The organism is Enterococcus sp. DIV1067f (genome assembly GCF_050543505.1).
Lineage (GTDB): Bacteria > Bacillota > Bacilli > Lactobacillales > Enterococcaceae > Enterococcus_D > Enterococcus_D entomosocium.
The window spans coordinates 2154303-2173495 of the sequence record NZ_CP172940.1; the positions used below are offsets into that span (position 1 = coordinate 2154303).

19 protein-coding genes are annotated in these 19193 nt (G+C 44.4%); 9 read left to right on the top strand and 10 right to left on the bottom strand.

Annotation, left to right across the window (positions count from 1 at the left end; all coding sequences use genetic code 11):
• The first annotated feature begins 57 nt into the window (after positions 1-57).
• Entirely contained in the window at positions 58-423 is a 366-nt protein-coding gene (locus IGJ42_RS10025; protein ID WP_430615302.1) for an HIT family protein, read from the top strand.
• Positions 424-490: 67 nt separating this feature from the next.
• Here IGJ42_RS10025 and IGJ42_RS10030 read toward each other — a convergent pair whose 3' ends face one another.
• Genes IGJ42_RS10030 through IGJ42_RS10040 form a run of 3 tightly spaced genes read right to left on the bottom strand, consistent with a single transcriptional unit; the run spans position 491 to position 4702 of the window.
• A complete protein-coding gene (locus IGJ42_RS10030; protein WP_005235258.1) occupies positions 491-1339 on the bottom strand; it encodes a PRD domain-containing protein in 849 nt (282 codons plus the stop codon).
• A gap of 20 nt (positions 1340-1359) precedes the next feature.
• The gene (locus tag IGJ42_RS10035) at positions 1360-2823 is read right to left on the bottom strand and encodes a glycoside hydrolase family 1 protein (RefSeq protein ID WP_005235257.1); all 1464 of its coding nucleotides are present in this window, start codon (positions 2821-2823) and stop codon (positions 1360-1362) included.
• A gap of 46 nt (positions 2824-2869) precedes the next feature.
• Positions 2870-4702 (bottom strand): beta-glucoside-specific PTS transporter subunit IIABC, encoded by a 1833-nt coding sequence (locus tag IGJ42_RS10040; RefSeq protein ID WP_430615304.1) that lies wholly within the window; start codon positions 4700-4702, stop codon positions 2870-2872.
• Between the two features lie 336 nt (positions 4703-5038).
• Between IGJ42_RS10040 and IGJ42_RS10045 the strand changes: the two genes are divergently transcribed.
• The 8 genes from IGJ42_RS10045 to IGJ42_RS10080 all read left to right on the top strand — a co-directional run bounded on the left by IGJ42_RS10045 (position 5039) and on the right by IGJ42_RS10080 (position 12346).
• Positions 5039-5929, top strand: a complete 891-nt coding sequence (locus IGJ42_RS10045) for a dihydrodipicolinate synthase family protein (protein WP_430615306.1) — start codon at positions 5039-5041, stop codon at positions 5927-5929.
• Between the two features lie 22 nt (positions 5930-5951).
• On the top strand, positions 5952-6599 hold the full coding sequence (locus IGJ42_RS10050; RefSeq protein WP_430615308.1) for an HD domain-containing protein: 648 nt from the start codon (positions 5952-5954) through the stop codon (positions 6597-6599).
• A gap of 316 nt (positions 6600-6915) precedes the next feature.
• The gene (locus IGJ42_RS10055) at positions 6916-7980 is read left to right on the top strand and encodes an ABC transporter permease (protein ID WP_016613416.1); all 1065 of its coding nucleotides are present in this window, start codon (positions 6916-6918) and stop codon (positions 7978-7980) included.
• An 11-nt stretch (positions 7981-7991) separates the two neighbouring features.
• A complete protein-coding gene (locus tag IGJ42_RS10060; RefSeq protein WP_005235241.1) occupies positions 7992-8708 on the top strand; it encodes an ABC transporter ATP-binding protein in 717 nt (238 codons plus the stop codon).
• Positions 8705-10192: a phytoene desaturase family protein gene (locus IGJ42_RS10065; RefSeq protein WP_005235239.1), complete on the top strand. Its 1488-nt coding sequence runs from the start codon at positions 8705-8707 to the stop codon at positions 10190-10192. Before IGJ42_RS10060 ends, IGJ42_RS10065 begins: the two co-directional genes overlap by 4 nt.
• Positions 10182-11105 (top strand): phytoene/squalene synthase family protein, encoded by a 924-nt coding sequence (locus IGJ42_RS10070; RefSeq protein WP_016620479.1) that lies wholly within the window; start codon positions 10182-10184, stop codon positions 11103-11105. Before IGJ42_RS10065 ends, IGJ42_RS10070 begins: the two co-directional genes overlap by 11 nt.
• A gap of 2 nt (positions 11106-11107) precedes the next feature.
• Positions 11108-11668: a TetR/AcrR family transcriptional regulator gene (locus IGJ42_RS10075; protein WP_008378578.1), complete on the top strand. Its 561-nt coding sequence runs from the start codon at positions 11108-11110 to the stop codon at positions 11666-11668.
• A 99-nt stretch (positions 11669-11767) separates the two neighbouring features.
• Positions 11768-12346, top strand: a complete 579-nt coding sequence (locus IGJ42_RS10080; RefSeq protein WP_042890962.1) for a TMEM175 family protein — start codon at positions 11768-11770, stop codon at positions 12344-12346.
• Between the two features lie 106 nt (positions 12347-12452).
• On the opposite strand, the gene IGJ42_RS10085 is transcribed toward IGJ42_RS10080, so the two are convergent.
• Genes IGJ42_RS10085 through IGJ42_RS10115 form a run of 7 tightly spaced genes read right to left on the bottom strand, consistent with a single transcriptional unit; the run spans position 12453 to position 19095 of the window.
• A complete protein-coding gene (locus IGJ42_RS10085; protein ID WP_016620482.1) occupies positions 12453-13457 on the bottom strand; it encodes a sugar kinase in 1005 nt (334 codons plus the stop codon).
• Positions 13458-13467: 10 nt separating this feature from the next.
• Positions 13468-14217, bottom strand: coding sequence for a 2-dehydro-3-deoxy-phosphogluconate aldolase (gene dagF, locus IGJ42_RS10090; protein WP_200124811.1), 750 nt, complete (start codon positions 14215-14217; stop codon positions 13468-13470).
• Positions 14214-15320 carry a DgaE family pyridoxal phosphate-dependent ammonia lyase gene (locus IGJ42_RS10095; protein WP_430615311.1) on the bottom strand — a complete coding sequence of 369 codons (1107 nt, stop codon included), beginning with the start codon at positions 15318-15320 and terminating at the stop codon, positions 14214-14216. Before IGJ42_RS10095 ends, dagF begins: the two co-directional genes overlap by 4 nt.
• Positions 15304-16416 carry an amidohydrolase/deacetylase family metallohydrolase gene (locus tag IGJ42_RS10100; protein ID WP_430615313.1) on the bottom strand — a complete coding sequence of 371 codons (1113 nt, stop codon included), beginning with the start codon at positions 16414-16416 and terminating at the stop codon, positions 15304-15306. Before IGJ42_RS10100 ends, IGJ42_RS10095 begins: the two co-directional genes overlap by 17 nt.
• A 4-nt stretch (positions 16417-16420) precedes the next feature.
• Positions 16421-17515, bottom strand: coding sequence for a DUF871 domain-containing protein (locus tag IGJ42_RS10105; RefSeq protein WP_035006620.1), 1095 nt, complete (start codon positions 17513-17515; stop codon positions 16421-16423).
• 1 nt (position 17516) lies between these two features.
• Positions 17517-17768 carry a hypothetical protein gene (locus IGJ42_RS10110; RefSeq protein WP_005235223.1) on the bottom strand — a complete coding sequence of 84 codons (252 nt, stop codon included), beginning with the start codon at positions 17766-17768 and terminating at the stop codon, positions 17517-17519.
• A gap of 28 nt (positions 17769-17796) precedes the next feature.
• Positions 17797-19095, bottom strand: coding sequence for a PTS sugar transporter subunit IIC (locus tag IGJ42_RS10115; RefSeq protein WP_005225702.1), 1299 nt, complete (start codon positions 19093-19095; stop codon positions 17797-17799).
• Positions 19096-19193: the final 98 nt, after the last annotated feature.

Sequence of the window (19193 nt, forward strand, 5' to 3'; positions counted from 1 at the left end):
GTACACTAAAGATAAGTATCGATACGCTATCTAGCTGAGAAAAAGGAGCGGAAGATTTTGACTTGTATTTTTTGGACTGCCTCAAAACATGCGATCATTGAAAACGAACGCTTTTATGCGATCTTTGATAAGTTTCCCGTCACCCCTGGACACCTGCTATTGATCCCCAAAGAACATCGAAGGGATTATTTTGCCCTCACCCAAGAGGAATTACAAGACTTGCAGGCTTTGTTGCAGGAAGGCAAAGCCTATTTGTTGGAAACCTATCGACCAGACGGCTTCAACATCGGCTTCAATTGCGGGGAGGCTGCCGGACAGACGGTCTTTCATTGCCATTGTCATTTGATCCCACGCTACCAAGGCGACGTGGAGGAACCAAAAGGCGGCGTTCGAGGCGTGATTCCTGACAAGCAAGCCTACTAAATACAAACAAGCCGTTTCTTCCAGCAAAGGGAAACGGCTTGTTTGTGTTTGTTAAAAATGAGGACGCTTAGGAATTGATCGCTGAATGGTTCATCAACCGATTGATATGAACGCCTAGATAGACGATTTCATTGACAGGGATCTTCGTTTGATATTCTTTATCGATATAGGCTTTGACTTTTGTCGCGATCTCCATAGCATTTGGATAAAGAGCCCACATTTGACGGTATAGTCCTTCGTCTTCTTCTTGCAGCAGACCATCCAAAAAGAACCGGTCAACGAAGAAACGCACGTGGGTGATAAAGCGATTATAATGGATCGAATTGGTGTTGACGTCTTGCTGGATCGAGTAGCGTACCATATTGACGATCAACCCGATCAATTTGGCTTTTTTCAACCCATCTTGATTTTCCTCGGTGTTCGACTGGGCATTGATCAAATGAAACGCGATATTGGAGGCTTCTTCTTCCGGCAGATCAATTTGATACTTCTCTTTCAACAAGCGTAGTGCCTGTTCGGCGGCTCGAAATTCCTCCGTATAGTAATTCTTGATTTCCCAATAGAGTCGATTCGTCACACTCAAGCCTTTTTGCTGACGTTCCACAGCAAAGTGCAAGTGATCCGATAAGGTAAGGTAAATCGTTGAATTTAGCGGATAGGGCAGCATTTTTTGCGCCAGCTGAACGATTTCTTTGGTCATTTCAAAATAGTACAACGGAATCTCATCCACCAAATCGGCAAACTGACCCGATTTTTTTTCATCGATTGGCAGAAAAACTTGATCGATCTGGGTATCGGCTATGCTGTCGCCGACTTTCTTTCCATAGCCGATCCCCTTCCCAAGTGCAATCATTTCCTGGCCTTCCTTATCAACAAGTACGACACTTGAATTTAAGACTTTCTTGATGTAAATCATGCACTCTCGCTCCTCACTGTTTATTCTGCCAAACTTGCGCCATTGGTAGCGATCACTTCTTTGTACCAATCGAAGGAATCTTTTTTCAAACGGTCATAACTGCCGTTTCCTTCATCATCGGCATCCACATAAATGAAGCCGTAGCGTTTCGTCACTTGTGACGTCCCAGCACTGACCAGATCGATCGGTGCCCATGAAGTATAACCAATCAAATCGACTCCTTCATCGATGGCTTCCTTCATTTGTTTGAAGTGTGCCTTGAAATAATCGACCCGATACGGATCATGCACTTGACCGTCTTCAAGGACATCCACGGCACCCATACCATTTTCAACGATCATCAATGGCACTTGATACCGATCATACAATGAAAGCAAGGAGATTTTCAAGCCTTTAGGATCGATCTGCCAGCCCCATTCAGTTGACGGCAGCTTGGGATTTTTTACCCCTAAAACCGTATTGCCCGGTGTCCGTTCCGCATGTGGGTCGCCTGATTCAGCCATAGACATATAATAACTGAAAGAAAGAAAATCAACGGTGTGATCTTTTAAGATTTGGCGGTCTTCTGGTGCCATTTCAATCTTGATGCCCCGTTTTTCCAGATCTTTTTCAATCATTCGCGGATAAGCACCTTTGACTTGAACGTCCGCATAAAAATCATTTTCCAAGTTTTTCTTTAAAGTTAATTCAACATCCAATGGGTCACAAGTCAATGGATACGTCATCAACTTCGTGATCATACAGCCGACTTTGTTGTCGGGATTTATTTCATGGGCGATTTTTGTCACTAATGAGCTGGCCACAAATTGGTGATGGAGGGCTTGATACACGTCTTGCTCTTCCTTACCAGCTTCTGATTGCTCAGGAATGAGACCTGCTGTTGTAAAGGGATGACGATGGATACTGTCGATTTCGTTAAAGGTCAGCCAATACTCCACATACTCCCCAAATTCTTCAAAGCAAACGGTCGCAAAACGGACAAAGTCATCGATCACTTTACGTTCCACCCAGCCATTGTACTTCAAGCTAAGCGCTAACGGCATCTCATAGTGAGACAACGTTACGATCGGTTTGATTCCCAAACGCTGCATTTCTTGGAAGACATTGCGGTAAAAAGCGATCCCTTCTGGATTGGGTGTCGTTTCTTCCCCAGTTGGGAACAAGCGGGTCCATGCAATCGATAAACGCAATACTTTAAAACCTATCTCCGCAAATAAAGCCAAATCTTCTGGATAGCGATGATAGAAGTCGATCCCTCGGCGTTTTGGATAGATGGTATCCGTTGAATCCGCCATTGCTTCTTTGACGGCTTCAACAGTCACGCTCATATGTGCTGCAAAGTTTTTCACGTCGACATGAGGTTTGTAAGTAGCCACATCCGCTACCGACAAGCCTTTGCCGCCAAGATTCCATCCCCCTTCTACTTGATTTGCGGCGATAGCGCCACCCCATAAGAAGTCCTTTGGAAAAGTTGTTTCAGTCATTTTTTCAATCCCCTTTTACATTGTTTTTGTTGCATTGCTCATTGGTTTAGACGATCGGTGCAATCGATAAAACACCTTGTTCGTTGTGCTCATCGGTTGATTCGATCGGTTTGACCGTAAAGTTTTCTTGATTGGTGACCACACAGATCACGATTGGATCAAACCCAGCTGCTTTGATGGCATCTAGATCAAATTGAATCAGGGGTTGCCCTTGTTTCACTTGATCCCCCGCTTTCACGTAAGGGGTAAAGTGTTTGCCTTCTAATTGAACGGTATCCAAGCCGATATGAAAGAGCAATTCTGCGCCATTACGAGTTTTTAACCCGATCGCATGGTTGGTTTCAAACAACATCGTGATTTCGCCATCTTCTGGTGCGATCAATTCGCCAGACGTCGGGATGATCCCGAAACCTTCTCCGATCATACCGCTTGAAAAGACTTCATCGTTGACTTCAGATAGGGCTACCACTTGGCCTTCTACTGGTTTACTCAATACTTCGGCTTTCGGATCGGCAACTGTCGTCTTATTTTCCACTGTTTTGTCTTTGAATAAGAAAAGGACAAGGACGAAGGAAACAGTAAAGGATACCCCTAACGTGACTAATGCCCACACAAGATTCATCGGGTTGGCTTCATCGACGAACATAGTGATACTTGCTAGACCGGGACCAACTAATGCGAAGGCCTTGATGGCAAATAACCCAGCCACTGCACCACCAACTAGGCTGGAAGCCATCACGCCGTAAAGCACTCGTTTGTGCAGGATCGTCACCCCATACAAAGCAGGCTCGGTTATGCCAAAAAGGGCGGAGATGCCTGCAGAAACAGCGGTTGAACGAAGTTTTTGGTCTTTGGTCCGAACACTCACCGCAAAACAAGCACCGGCTTCTGCGATGTTATGTGCCAATGAGGCAGGTAAGTATAACAGCTCTGCCCCCATCTCACTCATAGACGAAACAGCATAAGGAATCATAGCTTTGTGCATACCGGTAACCACCATCAATGGTAAAACAGCGGCTAAGATCCCTGTTGCCACCCAACCTAAATGGGCATACAGCCAAATGATCGCTGCTGAAAAAATCGTTCCGACTTCAAAGCCTAATGGGCCTAAAATCAATAAAGCAACTGGAACCGTAATAACTAAGCTCATCATTGGAACAAAGAAGATACGGATCGGTTTTGGTGAGATTCGGGTAAACAGTTTTTCAATTTGAGCGTAAAATAAAACCGTTAAAATTGCTGGAAATACTTGTGACGCATAAGCGATATTTTGTAAACCGAAGCTCATGAAAGCTGCGCCATCTGTCAATAGTGTCGTTAGTTCAGGCAAAATCAAGGCACCGACAGCGGAAACCGCCACCAATTGGTTGACCTTTAATTTATTTGCCGTGGTGATCGCCACTAAAATCGGTAAGAAATACAATGGTGCGCCACCGATCAGATTCAAAATTTGATACGTTTGGCTCGTATTGTCCATCAATCCAGTGACAGAAGCAAGTAACAGTAAGGATTTCAAGACGCCCCCACCAGCGACTGCTGGAATCAACGGTTGAAAAATCGAGATAATAAAATCAAGCAGGACAGCACCCCACGATTGTTTTTGTTTCGCTTCACTTCCTCCATCCGCTGTTAGCTCATGACCTAACACGTTCATAACCTCATCATACACTTCGACGACATCATTGCCGATGATGACTTGGCATTGGACATTTTGTCGCACACCAATCACGCCATCGACTTTTTCCAAGGCATCTTTTTGTACGAGGCCATTGTCTTTTAAGGTAAAGCGCAAGCGTGTGGAGCAATGTTCCAAATGTGCGATATTTTCTTTTCCGCCAATCAACTCAACGATGGTAGTTGCCGTTTCTTTTAGATTCATAATTTTCTTCTCCTTTAATTAGTTTTCCTTTGTTGGCCAAACAAAGAAAAAAGCAGGCAACACCTACAAAAACATTGAACGGAATCCAACGATCCCTTCCATGTTTTTTATAGGTCCTGCCTGCATTACCAGTCACATGCCTGTTTTATTACTTGCATAATACCATGCTTCATTTGAAAACGCAACCACCGTTTTAAAAATATTTTGCTAAGCCTTTTGCTGAAACGAGAAGTTTGCTACACTTAGTGGATAATCAGTTATTTCGTCTTCCTTGGCTTGCACCAGAAGCAAGAAGAACATCGCTGAGTAAACGTATCACAAGAAAGGATGAATCGGATGACTTCATTGAATCACTCACTGCATGTTGCCGTCCCAACAGCATTTGTCCATGCAGAAAGACTTGACACGAAAAGGACGATCGCTCATATCTTGCAACTGCAAAAGCAAGGGATCAAATCGGTTTTGGTGTGTGGCTCCACCGGTGAACAGCATTCATTGACTTTAACAGAAAAAAAACAGCTTCTACATGCCTTAGCGCAAGAAACCAGCTGGGCAGCCGATTTCGAAGTTCTCTTCGGTTTAGCTGGCATTGTATTTCATGAAACGCTCGCGTTGGCAGAAACAATCAGCAAAAATCCCCGAATCGATGGTGTGGTTTTAGGCTTTCCCCCTTATCTTTGCCTGACCCAAAAGGAAGCCGTACTCTATGCTCAGGGATTGATCCATACTTGCGAAAAACCAGTTATTTTATACAACAATCCCCGCCGCACGGGCTTTGATTTATCTGCAGAAAGTCTCTTGACCTTGATCGCTGACCCTCGGGTGATCGGCTTAAAAGAAGCTGGCAGTAAGGAGCGAGTGCCTCAACTAAAAACAAAGGCGGCTGTCGATTTTCGCTTTTATGCTGGTGGTGAAGCGGACTTGTCGGAAAAGGTCGCACTAGGATTTAATGGTCTGTCATCAATGGCAGGCAACCTTTGTCCCGAGGAGATCCAGGTGATTTGGCAAGGGTTACTCAAAGGTGTTGCAACGATTTCTACGTCGAATGAATGGCAGAAAATGGAACAAGCAGCTGCCGGCGATCCAACAGATACCATCAGTTACCTTCCGTGGCTCAAGCAGCAAATCACCATTGATGGACAGCCCTTTGGCTTTTGTCGTCAGCCGCTAGGTCTAGAAACGAGTGATCGGTTTAACACTGGCTCAATTCCCCCTCATCTAGCATAAGAAAGGCAGGAGAACCAGACAAATGAAGATTGATCCACAACTAAAGCACTATATTGAAAGCTCCATCATCCCGCAATACAACCAATTGGATAGCAGTCACTCCCCAGCGCACGTCCACCAAGTGATCCAAAATAGTTTTGAGATTGCTGAAACATTGCCTGTTGACCTGAATATCGTCTATACGGTAGCTGGCTACCATGATATCGGCTTGCTCTATGGCCGCAAAAACCACGAAAGCAATTCCCGCAAGATCGTTGAACAAGATGCTGTGTTGCCACGCTTTTTCTCTCCTCCAGTCATTTCAATGATCGGCGAAGCAGTAGAAGACCATCGCGCCTCGCTGCCCTATGAGCCTCGCTCGCTTTATGGCAAAATTATTTCCGAAGCCGATCGCGACTTAGACTTTGAGCGAATCCTCAAGCGAACCTTGCTTTTTGCTTATGAGAAAAAGCAGCTCACAGATCTAGAACAATTGCACAAAGAAGCGTATCAGTACATTTCAAAGAAATATGGTCCTCAAAGTGAGCTGAAGGTTTGGTTGGATTATCGCAAAAACCAAGACGGTTTGGCGATCATCTATCAAAAATTAGCACAACCTGAAAGCTTCCGCCACTCCTTTGAAAAAATCGTGCCATTAGTTATCCCTACAAGCAAAGAAATTGACGATTGACACTTTGATCCAACACCAGACTTTAAATAGAAACCCTCTGATTTCAAAATACGCCAAGTGTTTGCGTGCGCTGAATCAGAGGGCTTTTACTGTTATCCTAGTTCTTTTTTCACGGAAGTCGCCCCTCTCCTTCATTGCTCAAACGATTCTATCAAAATAAAAGAGCAGTAATTGGTTTTCTTCAATCGACAGACGCCCTTCTAAATAACCTTGCTTTTTTCACCGAATTTACTCTTTGTAAGCAAGATAGTTTGCTGAAAATAAAAAAAATGGTATTTTTATTTTATCAAGTGATAAAATAATAGGAGGAATCGTTATGTTTTTGGCAATCAATGAAATACGCCATTCCAAATTGCGTTACGCCCTAGTAACAGGAGTCATGTTTTTAATCGCCTATCTGGTCTTTTTTTTAACTGGCTTAGCGTATGGGTTGGCTCAAGATAATCGGATGGCGGTCGACAAATGGGAGGCAGATCAAATTTTGTTGACTGAAGAAGCAAATGATAATTTAAACATGTCGATGCTTCCTCGCAGTCTTTATGACGAAGTCGATGCACCAGAAAAAGCTGTTTTGGCGCAAACCGCTGGGGTAGTGACCAAAGAAGACAACGGTGAAAAAGTCGATGTCACCTTTTTCGGCATTGATCCAGATCAATTTCTAGCACCAAATATTATCGATGGCGAGATGTTTGCGTCAGATGATGAAGCGGTCGCAGACAGCAGCATTGAGGAAGAATACGGGATTTCCATTGGTGACACCATCAAATTAGCCGGCAGTGACAAAAAATTGAAAATCGTCGGTTTTACAGATAACGCCCGCTTCAGTGTTGCTCCGGTCCTCTACACCTCGATCGGTGCCTATCAAGAAATTCGTTTTGAAAAAGAAGATGATTCAGAAAATGCCCGTATCAACGCGATCGTAACTCGTGGCAAAATCAAAGAAGTGCCAGATGATCTAGTCGCTACGGATATCAGCAAATTTATTAATGAATTGCCTGGTTACAACGCACAAGTGCTGACCTTTGGATTTATGATCGGGTTCTTGATCGTGATCGCTGCCATCGTTATCGGTATTTTTATCTATGTGCTAACGATGCAAAAATCAGAAATTTTCGGTGTCATGAAAGCCCAAGGGATCTCTAGCCGCTACATTGCTTTTTCGGTGATTGCCCAAACGTTCTTATTGGCAACCTCGGGTGTTTTGATCGGTGGGTTGGCAACGATCGGTACCGCCCTCGTGTTACCTGCGGCAGTCCCATTCCAAATCAATCTATTATTCTTTGCTAGTATCAGTGTAATGATGATTCTGATCGCGATGCTAGGTGCTTTCTTCTCGGTGCGAACGATTGTAAAAATCGACCCATTGAAAGCAATCGGATAGGAGGAAAAAACATGAGTGCCATTGAATTCAAACAAGTCAAAAAATCATTTAAAGATGGGGACGCGACGATTGAAGCCTTGAAAGAAACCAACTTTTCGGTAGAAAAAGGCGAATTTGTCGCCATCATCGGTCCTTCCGGCTCTGGGAAAAGTACCTTTCTGACGATTGCCGGTGGTCTACAAGCTCCCTCTGAAGGCGAAGTATTTATCAATGACGAACCCTTTAGTAAACAAAAAGAAAAGCAAAGGGCAAAAACTCGTTTCAAAAAGATCGGCTTTATTTTACAAGCTTCCAACCTTGTCCCTTTTTTGACGGTCAAAAAGCAACTTCAATTGGTGGATAAGGTCAGCAAAGAACCCCAAGAGCAATCAGCTACTGAATTGTTTGAACAACTAGGGATTGAAAAGCTGCAGAACAAATACCCCGATGAACTATCTGGTGGTGAAAGGCAGCGTGTGGCTATTGCCCGAGCGCTCTATCATGATCCCACCATCATTTTGGCAGATGAACCAACGGCGAGTCTTGATTCAAAAAAAGCCGTCGAAGTCGTCAAAATCTTAGCAAAAGAAACCAAAGAAAAACAAAAAGCCACCATTATGGTGACCCATGATACCCGTTTGACAGATTATTGTGATCGGGTCCTCGTCATGAAGGATGGCGTTTTAGAAGAAAAAGAACACACGAAAAAAGAAGCCGAATCAAGTGATTCGCAGAAGGAGCAAGCATGAAAAAAATTATTGTTGTCGGTGCGGGCGTGTCAGGATTAGCTGCTGCTGTCCGTTTGCAAAAACTTGGCTATGACGTCACCCTCTACGAAAAAGAAGGTCAACCTGGGGGCAAAATGAATCAGATCAAGGAAAACGGCTTTACCTTTGATGTGGGACCCACCATCGTGATGATGCCTGAAATTTATCGTGAAGTGTTTGAATTTGCTGGCGTTGATCCGAATGACTATATTCCTATGGAGAAAGTCGATCCGATGCTGCAGCTGTATTTTGCTCAAGACGAACCGCTGACCTTCTCAAACGACTTAGTAGAATTGACCAAAACGCTAGAAGCGATCTCGGAAGAAGATGCTCAAGGCTATTTTGCCTTTTTAGCAGATATTTACAAACGCTATGTGATCGCCAAAGAGTCCTTCATCACCAAGTCGTTTCGGACATGGCGAGACTTTTACAATCCCAAATCATTATGGGCAGGGTTAAAGCTGCGAACGTTTAGTGACGCCTACTCTTCCATTTCTAAATTTGTCAAAGATGATCGCCTGCGAAAATCATTGGCGTTTCAAACCTTGTATATCGGTGTCTCCCCTTACCAAGGGCCGTCCCTTTATACCATCATCCCTATGATCGAGTTGATGTATGGGGTCTATTTCATCAAAGGCGGCATGTATACATTAGCCACTGGTATGGCACGTTTGTTCCAAGAATTAGGCGGAACGATCCATTACAATACCCCAATCGATGAATTATTGATCGAAAACAAGCAAACCAAAGGCGTTCGTGTCAATGGAGAAACGATCACCGCAGATGCCGTGATTTGTGCGGCTGATTTTCCTTATGCTATGGAAAGCTTGATTCCTGATGAATCAAAACGCGGCAAATACACCAATCAAAAAATCGCTTCGATGGATTACTCTTGTTCTTGTTTCTTGCTTTATTTAGGACTGGACAAAAAATATGAAGATAGCGCACTCCATAGCATTTATTTTGCCAATGATTTCAAACGCAATGTAGACGATCTTTTCGAGGCTGGCAAGCTGCCAGAAGATCCATCCTTCTACTTGTATCGTCCAACCCTGAAAGATGCTTCCTTAGCACCTGATGGTCAAGAAGGTCTTTATGTTTTAGTCCCAGTACCTGAATTATCTAAATTTGATCAATGGACGGATGAAACGATCCAAAGCTACCGCCAGCAGATCATTGGATTATTAAAAGAAAAAACGATCTTTACGGATATCGATGAACACATCGTGTATGAAAAAATGTATACGCCAGATACGTTCAATGATCGGTTCAATGCTTACAACGGTGCGACATTTGGCTTGAAACCAACCTTGGCGCAAAGCAATTACTATCGTCCCCATAATAAATTTGATTATGCAGAAGGCCTATACTTCTGCGGCAGCAGTACGCATCCGGGAGCGGGTGTGCCAATCGTGATGCAAAGTGCCAAGTTAGCTGTGGAGGAGTTGTTAAAAGATGACCGTTAAATCATTAAGCGTCTTTGATGAATACGACAACGATTTTTTATACTGTGAGGCCATCATAAAAAAGCATTCGAAAAACTTTCATACCGCCTTTTCTCAATTGCCAAAAGACAAAGCACGCGCCGTCTATGCCGTCTACGCCTTTTGTCGACGTGCCGATGATGCCGTCGATGAAAAGCAAGACCCATTGTTGATCGAAGCCATGAAAAAACGCTTGGAAAAAATACAAGAACTATTAACCGGCGATGCGATCGACTTGCCGCAAGCCATCAAGGAAGAAGATCCTGATGAAGCCATTTGGCGGGCATTGACCCTTTCTTTCCAACAGTTTGACCTACAGTTTCAGCCCTTTTTCGATCTATTGGTGGGACAAAAACAAGACCTTGACTTCCAGCAGCCCACCTCTGAAAAAGAGCTTTCCGACTATAGTTACTACGTAGCCGGCAGTGTGGGTCTGATGCTCTTGCCGATTCTCTCACAAACAGCCGCTGCGATTCAAGAGCCCGCCATAAAATTGGGTGAAGCGATGCAACGCACCAATATTTTACGTGATATTGGCGAGGATCTGCGAATGGGCCGCATCTATTTGCCACAAACGGTCTTGGCGCAATTCAACCTTTCGCGAGAGGCATTAGCAGCTGGCAATCAAAACCAGCAGTTTATCGAGATGTGGGAACACGAAGCGCAACTTGCTGAGACGCTTTATCAGGAATCTTTTGTAATGATGCCGCAAATCGATGAAGATTGCCGTGAAGCTCTATTAGCAGCTGCTTTGATCTATCGGGAAATCTTGACTGTGATCCGCAAAAACAACTATCAAGTATTTGCTGAAAAAACAGCGGTACCGAAACAACGGAAAATCCAACTTTTGTTTACCGCGAAAAAAATGCTTCGTCAGGAACGTTGGGAGGGCTGACTTTGAACTTGCGAGAAAAAATATTACGAGTCGCAGAAAACCTGTTTATGCAGCAGGGGTATCAAGCAACTTCTACTAGACAGATCGCAGAAGCCGTCGGCATCACCCAACCCAATCTTTATTATCACTTCAAAGGCAAAGAAGCCATCTATTATGAAGTGATGGTCTCTTTGGCACAAGAGGTTTCTGGAAAACTAAATCAGACTGTTGAAGATACTTCCTTGACGATCTCTGAAAAAATCTTAAACATGTTTCTTTTTTTAAGAAGTCGGCATCGCATCAATTTTTATATGATGATGCACGACATTCAGCATACCGTTTCTGAGGACACTTCAAAAAAACTGTACTTGCTTTGGCGGAAAAATTACAAAGAACCGTTTCTTGACTTGTTCCGTCGCAGTGATTCCAATCTTCGTTCGGATGTCGATCCAGAATTTGTTACCAGCCAGTTGTTAGTGCTGATGGCGGCTCACTTGGACTCACCGGGAAAAGAAGACAAAATGCCAGAAGCGATCGATTTGTTTTTATTCGGTGCACTAGGCAGTGGGCCAATTGCGAAATAGCGAGTCCAATTGGGTAATGCGCGAGAAAAATTATTAGACGAATTTCTGACAATCGCGTACACTGATCCTGTAAACTGGAACATAAAAGGATGGATGTACATGTCAAAAAATCGAATCGAAGCCTTTACGGATGCGGTCATTGCGATCGTAATGACCTTATTAGTACTGGAATTGCACCAGCCCGAAGGCGATACCTTTGCCTCTTTTTTAGGAGTGGAACAGCAATTTATTATTTATTTGATCAGCTTTGTGATGTTAGCGATCTACTGGAACAATCACCATCATCTATTTCAAGTAGTATCTAAAATTGACGGTTGGACCTTGTGGGCGAATCATTTATTGATCCTGGCACTAACCCTCTTTCCTTTTGTAACGTCATGGGTCAGTCGTTATCCAGTCGCTCTTGCCCCTCAGCTGCTATACGGGTCTGTCATTTTATTGACGGATTTCAGCTATTTCCTTGTAGGAAAGTCTTTGGTGCGTGCCAACCCTGACAATCAAGCCATCGTAGAACTGTTTCGCGGATACAAGAAACTCTACTTTACGTTGTTTATCAACGTGCTGGCATTGCTCCTCGGCTGGCTGGTCCATCCACTACTTATCATCACGCTGGATAGTCTCGTGCTATTGTTGTGGGTGATCCCTGAGAAAAAAGTAGAAACCTTTTTAAAACAATAAAAACACTTGCGGTCTTCTCCTAAAATCGATGGATGATTGCGCAAAAGCAGCCGATTGTTCTGCTTTTGCGCAGTTATCCATCAAGAGAAGGACGCAAGTGTTTTTTCTAGCGAATCAAGTCTTTTCCTGGTGCCTGTAAGACTTGTTCCACTTGTTCTTTGGTGGTTAATGGGACATCTCCCAGCATCGTATGAGCCAATACAGCATTCGTGATTGCAAAATCAGCGGTGCGTTGGAGCGACCATTTTTCGGCATAGCCTAATAATACACCAGCGGCATAGGCATCCCCTGCCCCGATCCGATCCAATACTTGCAGCAGCTGCGGTGCCGTTTCATAGGCATCCTGCGCCGTAATGATTCTTCCACTGATAAATTGCTTGTCTTCCACGGCTAGACGGCGTGTCCCGCAGAACCATTCTAGTTGATACTGGTCAATAAAGGATTGGATCAACGCAAGCTCGGCACCTTCTGTTTCCTCTAAGGGATATGCCAGCAGCTCCTCCAAGTCACGGACAGAGCCGAAAACTAGATCACAATAAGGTAGAATCGTTTCATACCGTTGTTTTAGTACCTCACGATTTAATTCTTCATTCAAGCTTGGGCGGAAGTTAAAATCAAAGCAGACGCGAATCTGCTTTACATGGGCCTGTTTCGCCAAAGCCAATGCAGTTTGCCAGGTTTTCTCAGTCAAACTAAGAGAGATCCCGCAAATATGAATGAGATCGACTGTTTCTAGAAATCCATCGATGGCATATTCTTCTGGACCTGAAACGCCAAAGGAACTATGATGGCGATTTTGATAAGTCACGTAAGTCGGACGAGCGCCGTAGCCGATCTCGGCGAAATAACTGCCGATATGGCTGTATTTTTTGCCAACAAATGCTGTTTGAATCCCATAGGAACGCAAGCTGGCTTTCGCCGTATCCCCTAAACGGTTGGCTGGCACTTGTGTCAGCATCGACGTCGTTAAGCCGAAATGCGCCAAATTGCCTAACAGATTGACCCCTGTTCCTGTAAAATCCATACGCAAAGAGTGGGTCTGTTCCAGTGTTCGATATTCTGGTGGCGTCAATCGCATCATTACCTCACCGTAAGCACCGATCCGCATCATTGATCCCTCCCTATTTGGCTGCTGCCAACACCTTTTTCGTCATTTCTGCTAATGTCTGTACATCTTCAGGGCGTGTGTCCCCTGTTTCGCCATCGATGATCGAGCTGTAAATATGTGGAATGATTTTTTTTACTCCTGCATCAACAGCGATCTGCAAGATTTCTTCAAAGTTTTCTAAATCGATGCCGCCGGTCGGTTCCAAATAAAAATCATTCGCAGCACAAGCCTCTGCTACTGCTTGATACTCTGCTTTATGAGCCAACCCTTTCATTGGAAAATACTTGATAGAACTAGCCCCCATGTCTTTTAATAAAGCGATCGCTGTTTCGACGGGGACTTCTGCAGCTGGAGTTTGTGAACTCAATGGTCCAGTAGCAATATTGACATAGCCGACTTTTCCGGTTGGTGAAACAAGGGCATTGACGATCGTTTCAGATTGTCCTAACAAAGCTCGTGAGGTCCCTGCCCCCGTGAATACTTGGTTGACATGCTGTGGCTGCAGAACAGCGGAAATTCGGGAGACCATTTCACTTTGGTTGGGGTCGCCAGCACCAAGCCCTACAGAAAGGGCATTATTTGTTGCCGCTTGATAGTTTTTCATGTCAGCGATGGCTGCCTCATCGCTAGCATAATTTTTTGATAAAACACCTAGGACGATGTTGCCCTCTGCTGCTTCATAACAAGCTTTCGCATTTTCAATAGAGTTTGCTAACACATTCAGACAGACACGGTCAGCGAAATAATTGGGTGAAGTTTTCATTTTTGGGTTGCTCCTAACATAATTTCTTGTAAGCGATCGGTAATCACTGCCATTTCTTGTTCATTGACTGCTCGGATATCAAATTCAATAATGCCGTTATTGGCTTGGTATTCACGGGTATAAATCGCTGGCTCTCCCGCTTTTAGCGCGTCGATCACTGCTTTAGCACTTGGTTCTTTCACTTTGACACTCGCTCGATAAATGTCTCTGCCGGCGCTGTCTTGAACGATTTTTGCTTCGAAACCAGTGATTTCATTGATTGCTGCAATAAATGGTTGTAGGCGCTCTTGCATCGAAGCGCCAGATTCTGTTCCCTTCGCTAGATAATCCGTCACGGCTTGGGTAAATCCGAGAATATTGTCTTTACCGATTTTCATTGCTCGACCAATACCTTTGGATTGCAGGCGCACCCAAGAGACATAGGGCTGCTTGCCGATCACTAAGCCAGCACTTGGTCCTGACAGTGCTTTCGCACCTGAATAGATCACTAAATCAGCACCTGCTTGGGTATAGGCAAACAAATCTTCCTCAGCAGCCGCATCAACGATCAATGGAAGATCGTGTGCCTTGGCAACTTGGGCCGTTTCTGCTACCGTCAGCATACTTTTTTGAACGGTATGATGACTCTTTATGTAGAGGATCCCCGCCGTTTCGGGCGTAATCATCTGTTCAATGTGCTCGGGTGTGCACATATTGGCATAGCCTGCTTCTACGACTTTTCCGCCGCCTTGCGCCACCATCACTTCCACCGGTGTGCCATAATCTACGTTGTGGCCTTTGGGCAAAATGATCTCCCGCTTGCTGATTTTCTCACTATATGGGTGGTACAAATGATAGCTGTCTCCTTGACCGATGAGTGCCGCCACTGATTGGGCGATTCCCGCCGAAGCGGAAGAAACGATTTGCGCATCTTCCGTTTTCAACAATTTTGCTAAATAGGCACCGGTTTTTTCTGCTAGATCTGCCATTTCAAAGAAATGCTCCCCGCCATAGCGCTGGGCTGCAAGCACGCCTTCGCTGACTTTCGAGACACCTAGAATCGTCATTTTGCCGGAAGCATTGATGACTTCTTTCAAGCCTAGTTCTTCAATATTCAGTGTCAAAAAGTTCCCCTCCTATCACCGCTTTTTGCGGCACGATCTGTTGTGTCGTGATTCGGCGATTGCCGTTAGAATCCGTCAATTCCTTTTCGCCCTCTTCAAAGCGGAAAATCGTAAAATCAGCATCATATCCCAATGCGATCTCGCCTTTGTTCTGTAAATGAAATTGCTTCGCAGGGGCACTGGTCACCTTCTCGATGATCTCACGCCAATCATACCCTACGACCGCTAATTTTTCCATAGTCGTCGCTAAATCAAAAACAGGTCCATTGGTACGATTGCGGATGTAGATATCCGTACTAATGGAAGAAGCCTTTAGCTGATTGGCAAAGGCCGTCTCCGCCACGTCAAAATTGAAACTGTCTGTCCCATGACCAATATCGAAGACCAAGCCTTTTTCATAGGCAGCAAAGACGTAAGGCTTGATGGTTTGGTTCGTCTGATCCAAAATCCCATTGGCTTTGCCGTTAAAGCAATGGGTCACCACATCACCTGCTTCCAATTCAGCGAGAATCTCTGCTAAATTCGGTGGTGCTGAACCAATATGGACCATCAGAGGCAACGGTTGATTTTCAGCTTGGATCGCTTTGGCTAATTTCAACGGCGTGATGCCATTTTCGCCGATCACCGTTTTACTCATTCGGGCTTTGATCCCGACGATAAAGTCAGGAAACTTCTGCAACGCTTCTTTGACCAATTCTTTTTTGACTTTTGACAGATCCGCAAGTTCATCCTGCTCTACGATCCCCCATTTGGAAATATTGACTAAAGCAAAGACATTGGTTTTGGCTTCTTTGGCTAAATCATAAAACCGATGGATATTTTCGGCGCCAGTCGTCCCCGCATCGATAACGGTCGTGACGCCTCGTTTGACACCGATCTCGTCTGGATAATCATAATAGAGCGTCATTTCCTCGAAACAATGGACATGGTCATCGATCCAACCAGCTGACAAGAACTCCCCTTCTGCTAAGGTCAGCTCTTGTTTCGCCTGCTCCTTCAACGTGGGTGCCAAAGCAGTGATTTTGCCGTCTTGAACCCCAATATCAAATACTTCTTCATCGATCGTGCGGGCTTGACGAATAATCAAATCAAACATTTCGTTACACCTTCCTCTCTGTGAAAGTGAATTTCGACCAAGGATGGATAAAGGGCAGCAGAACTAACTCTTGTTCGACGATCGAACCGATTTTATTTTTTCGTGGGTCTGAGTGAGGCTCTAGCACGACTTGCAGCTCGTTTTTGTACTTGCCAAAACGATCATTGCCGATCACAACATCCCCTCGTTGAAAGACGCCTTCGTGGTCATGGGCAGGATTGTCATGGTTCTTATACTTTTTACGAACTTCTGTGGAACGGATCATCCGGTCAGTGATGTCGCCTCGGCGGTAATGCTGCTCGTCAAGGGCGATTCGGCGTTCAACTTCATTGATTTCAGGCACAAATTCAATCGCAAATGCCGTCTGGTAGCGATCAATCGCTCCTAGTGCCGCCAATTCTGCTTCCGAAGCATAAGCATTGCCGATAATGACATCATCAATCAAGCCTGTGGCAAACAAATGCTTTGCGGCAGTTTCTACAGGCATTCTTCGGTGCATTTCTAAGGTCGGTAAGCCATCATTGATATCCCAAGGTCCGATCGTTCCCGTTTGAGAAGAGATAAATGCGGCGGTTCGAATGCCTTTTTCCTTGAAACGACGACTGCATTTTTCAAAGAAATCATAGGGTAAGGCAGTCCCTTCTTGCGGATAGAAATTGTGGCAGCCGTATAAGTAAGGAATGTTGGCTTGATAGGTCAAAATATTGTCTAAATACGCCACATCATTGCTCATATTCAATTCAACAGCTAAACCAAAGGGATTGTAGGTCAACATCGCTTCTTTGTTGCCGTCAAAACCTAAATCTAAACGAATCCCATCGGCACCTAGTTCATGGAAAAAGGTCAAGTCATCATAGGAGATGCCTAGTTCAGAAAAGATGGCTGGTGCCACGTCTAAAATCGTTTCATAGCCTAATCCTTTGGCAAAATCAATCAACGCTTTAAATTTTTTCTGCACGTTTTCTTTGCCGTCACTCACTTCCAACATACTCATAAAAATGCGGCTAAAGCCATAATCATGGGCTAATTGCAGATAGGCTTTATCTGTTTCAAAATCACTGTGATCGGGATACACCGATACTCCTAGTTTTCTTTTCAACTTATCTCATCCTCATTTCTTCATAAAAAGCAGTAAAACGTGTCAGTAAAAGCGAACTGCAAACAATCGTCGCCGTCATCGTCAAAAATGGTCCCCACGGAAACTGACGGCTCAGTAGGATCGCTGCAGCAACGCCAAGAATCCCGAACAAAAGCATCCGCCAAAACGGCACTTCTTGAATTTTTTTCCCTTGTGCTGATTTTGTTAACCAAATTTGACAACCAAAAAATAAACAAATGGCATAAATCCCCATGTTTGCACCTCACTCTTTTTTGTTTTGCTTAAGCGGCTGTTTCTTCTTCTTGCTCTCGAGCAATCTGCTGTTTCTCAAAGACTTTAAAGAATGGGTAATAGATTGCGAGTGTGATAAAGAAGTTGACGATCACTAAAATCGCTGCTGCGATACTCCAGTCCGTACTCATCCAGGCGGCGATTGGTGCTGGAATGGCAAACCCAAGTCTGGCAGCCATCATCGGTACAACACCGGTAATGGTAGCGAAGTAAGAAATCGTTGTCGTAATCAACGGTGCCACCAAGAAAGGAATACCTAAGATTGGGTTCATTACGATCGGTGCACCGAAAATCACTGGTTCATTGATATTGAATAGGCCTGGCAAGATGGACAAACGTCCCAATTGTTTCAAGTATTTTGATTTGGAGAAGAAGAACAAAACGACCAACGCTAAGGTCGTACCGGCTCCACCGATCCATACGAACCATTGTAAAAATTGTTCCGTAAAAATATTAGGCAATTCATGCGCATTGCCAGATGCTTGGAAGGCTTCCATATTTTCAGCGATGGAAATATCCCAGAAGGGACGAATGACAGGACCCATGATGGCTGGTCCATGAATTCCCAGTACCCAGAAGAAACAGATCAAGAAGACAGTCAGCAAACCACCAAACAAGCTATTACCAGCAAGCACGTCTTTTAACGGCATCAACAAGTTACTTAAAAAGCCATTGATGTCAAAGCCTAACATATGACGGATCACCCAGAACAAAATCAGGATCGCTCCTCCAGGAATCAACGCCATGAATGAATTCGTCACTTCTGGTGGCACGCCATCTGGCATTTTGATGGTAATGTTTTTTACGATAAAGAAACGATAGATTTCAACGGACAAGATTGCCGTGACGATCGCGCCAAACAAAGAGCCGGAGCCTAGGTTGGCCACATTGATATAACGTCCCGCATCAATGATACCTTCCACAGAATCAAAGACTCGCAACGGTGGTGCAGCGGTTACAAGAAAGGACATCGTTGCTAAAATACCTGCAGTCAATGAATCCAGCTTGTAGCTTTTGGCTAGCGATGAAGCAATCCCATACGTTGCATACAATGCCAATAACCCGACTGTATAACGAAAGGGAATATCCAAAACTTCCCGATACGGTTCGATCACGGCAGCGACTGATTCGATGGGAAAATTCAGTAAGATCGTGAAGAACGACCCAACGATCGTTAATGGTAAAGTAGCGATGATCCCCTTACGAATCGCTACCATATGCCGTTGCATCCCCACTTTATTTGCAATCGGCATCAATTTCTGTTCAATAAATTCTACAAACCCTTTCATAATTGCCTCCTTAGTTTATAACATTATAATGTTTATACAAGGATAATAGCACAGTGCTTCCTGGGAGTAAATATGTTTTTTACGAATAGACGAAACTA

What these genes read in the sequence shown, in the direction of transcription:
- IGJ42_RS10030 (WP_005235258.1), bottom strand. Translation starts at nt 1,339, where the DNA reads ATGATTTACATCAAGAAAGTCTTAAATTCAAGTGTCGTACTTGTTGAT.
- IGJ42_RS10035 (WP_005235257.1), bottom strand. Translation starts at nt 2,823, where the DNA reads ATGACTGAAACAACTTTTCCAAAGGACTTCTTATGGGGTGGCGCTATC.
- IGJ42_RS10040 (WP_430615304.1), bottom strand. Translation starts at nt 4,702, where the DNA reads ATGAATCTAAAAGAAACGGCAACTACCATCGTTGAGTTGATTGGCGGA.
- IGJ42_RS10045 (WP_430615306.1), top strand. Translation starts at nt 5,039, where the DNA reads ATGACTTCATTGAATCACTCACTGCATGTTGCCGTCCCAACAGCATTT.
- IGJ42_RS10050 (WP_430615308.1), top strand. Translation starts at nt 5,952, where the DNA reads ATGAAGATTGATCCACAACTAAAGCACTATATTGAAAGCTCCATCATC.
- IGJ42_RS10055 (WP_016613416.1), top strand. Translation starts at nt 6,916, where the DNA reads ATGTTTTTGGCAATCAATGAAATACGCCATTCCAAATTGCGTTACGCC.
- IGJ42_RS10060 (WP_005235241.1), top strand. Translation starts at nt 7,992, where the DNA reads ATGAGTGCCATTGAATTCAAACAAGTCAAAAAATCATTTAAAGATGGG.
- IGJ42_RS10065 (WP_005235239.1), top strand. Translation starts at nt 8,705, where the DNA reads ATGAAAAAAATTATTGTTGTCGGTGCGGGCGTGTCAGGATTAGCTGCT.
- IGJ42_RS10070 (WP_016620479.1), top strand. Translation starts at nt 10,182, where the DNA reads ATGACCGTTAAATCATTAAGCGTCTTTGATGAATACGACAACGATTTT.
- IGJ42_RS10080 (WP_042890962.1), top strand. Translation starts at nt 11,768, where the DNA reads ATGTCAAAAAATCGAATCGAAGCCTTTACGGATGCGGTCATTGCGATC.
- IGJ42_RS10085 (WP_016620482.1), bottom strand. Translation starts at nt 13,457, where the DNA reads ATGATGCGGATCGGTGCTTACGGTGAGGTAATGATGCGATTGACGCCA.
- dagF (WP_200124811.1), bottom strand. Translation starts at nt 14,217, where the DNA reads ATGAAAACTTCACCCAATTATTTCGCTGACCGTGTCTGTCTGAATGTG.
- IGJ42_RS10100 (WP_430615313.1), bottom strand. Translation starts at nt 16,416, where the DNA reads ATGTTTGATTTGATTATTCGTCAAGCCCGCACGATCGATGAAGAAGTA.
- IGJ42_RS10110 (WP_005235223.1), bottom strand. Translation starts at nt 17,768, where the DNA reads ATGGGGATTTATGCCATTTGTTTATTTTTTGGTTGTCAAATTTGGTTA.
- IGJ42_RS10115 (WP_005225702.1), bottom strand. Translation starts at nt 19,095, where the DNA reads ATGAAAGGGTTTGTAGAATTTATTGAACAGAAATTGATGCCGATTGCA.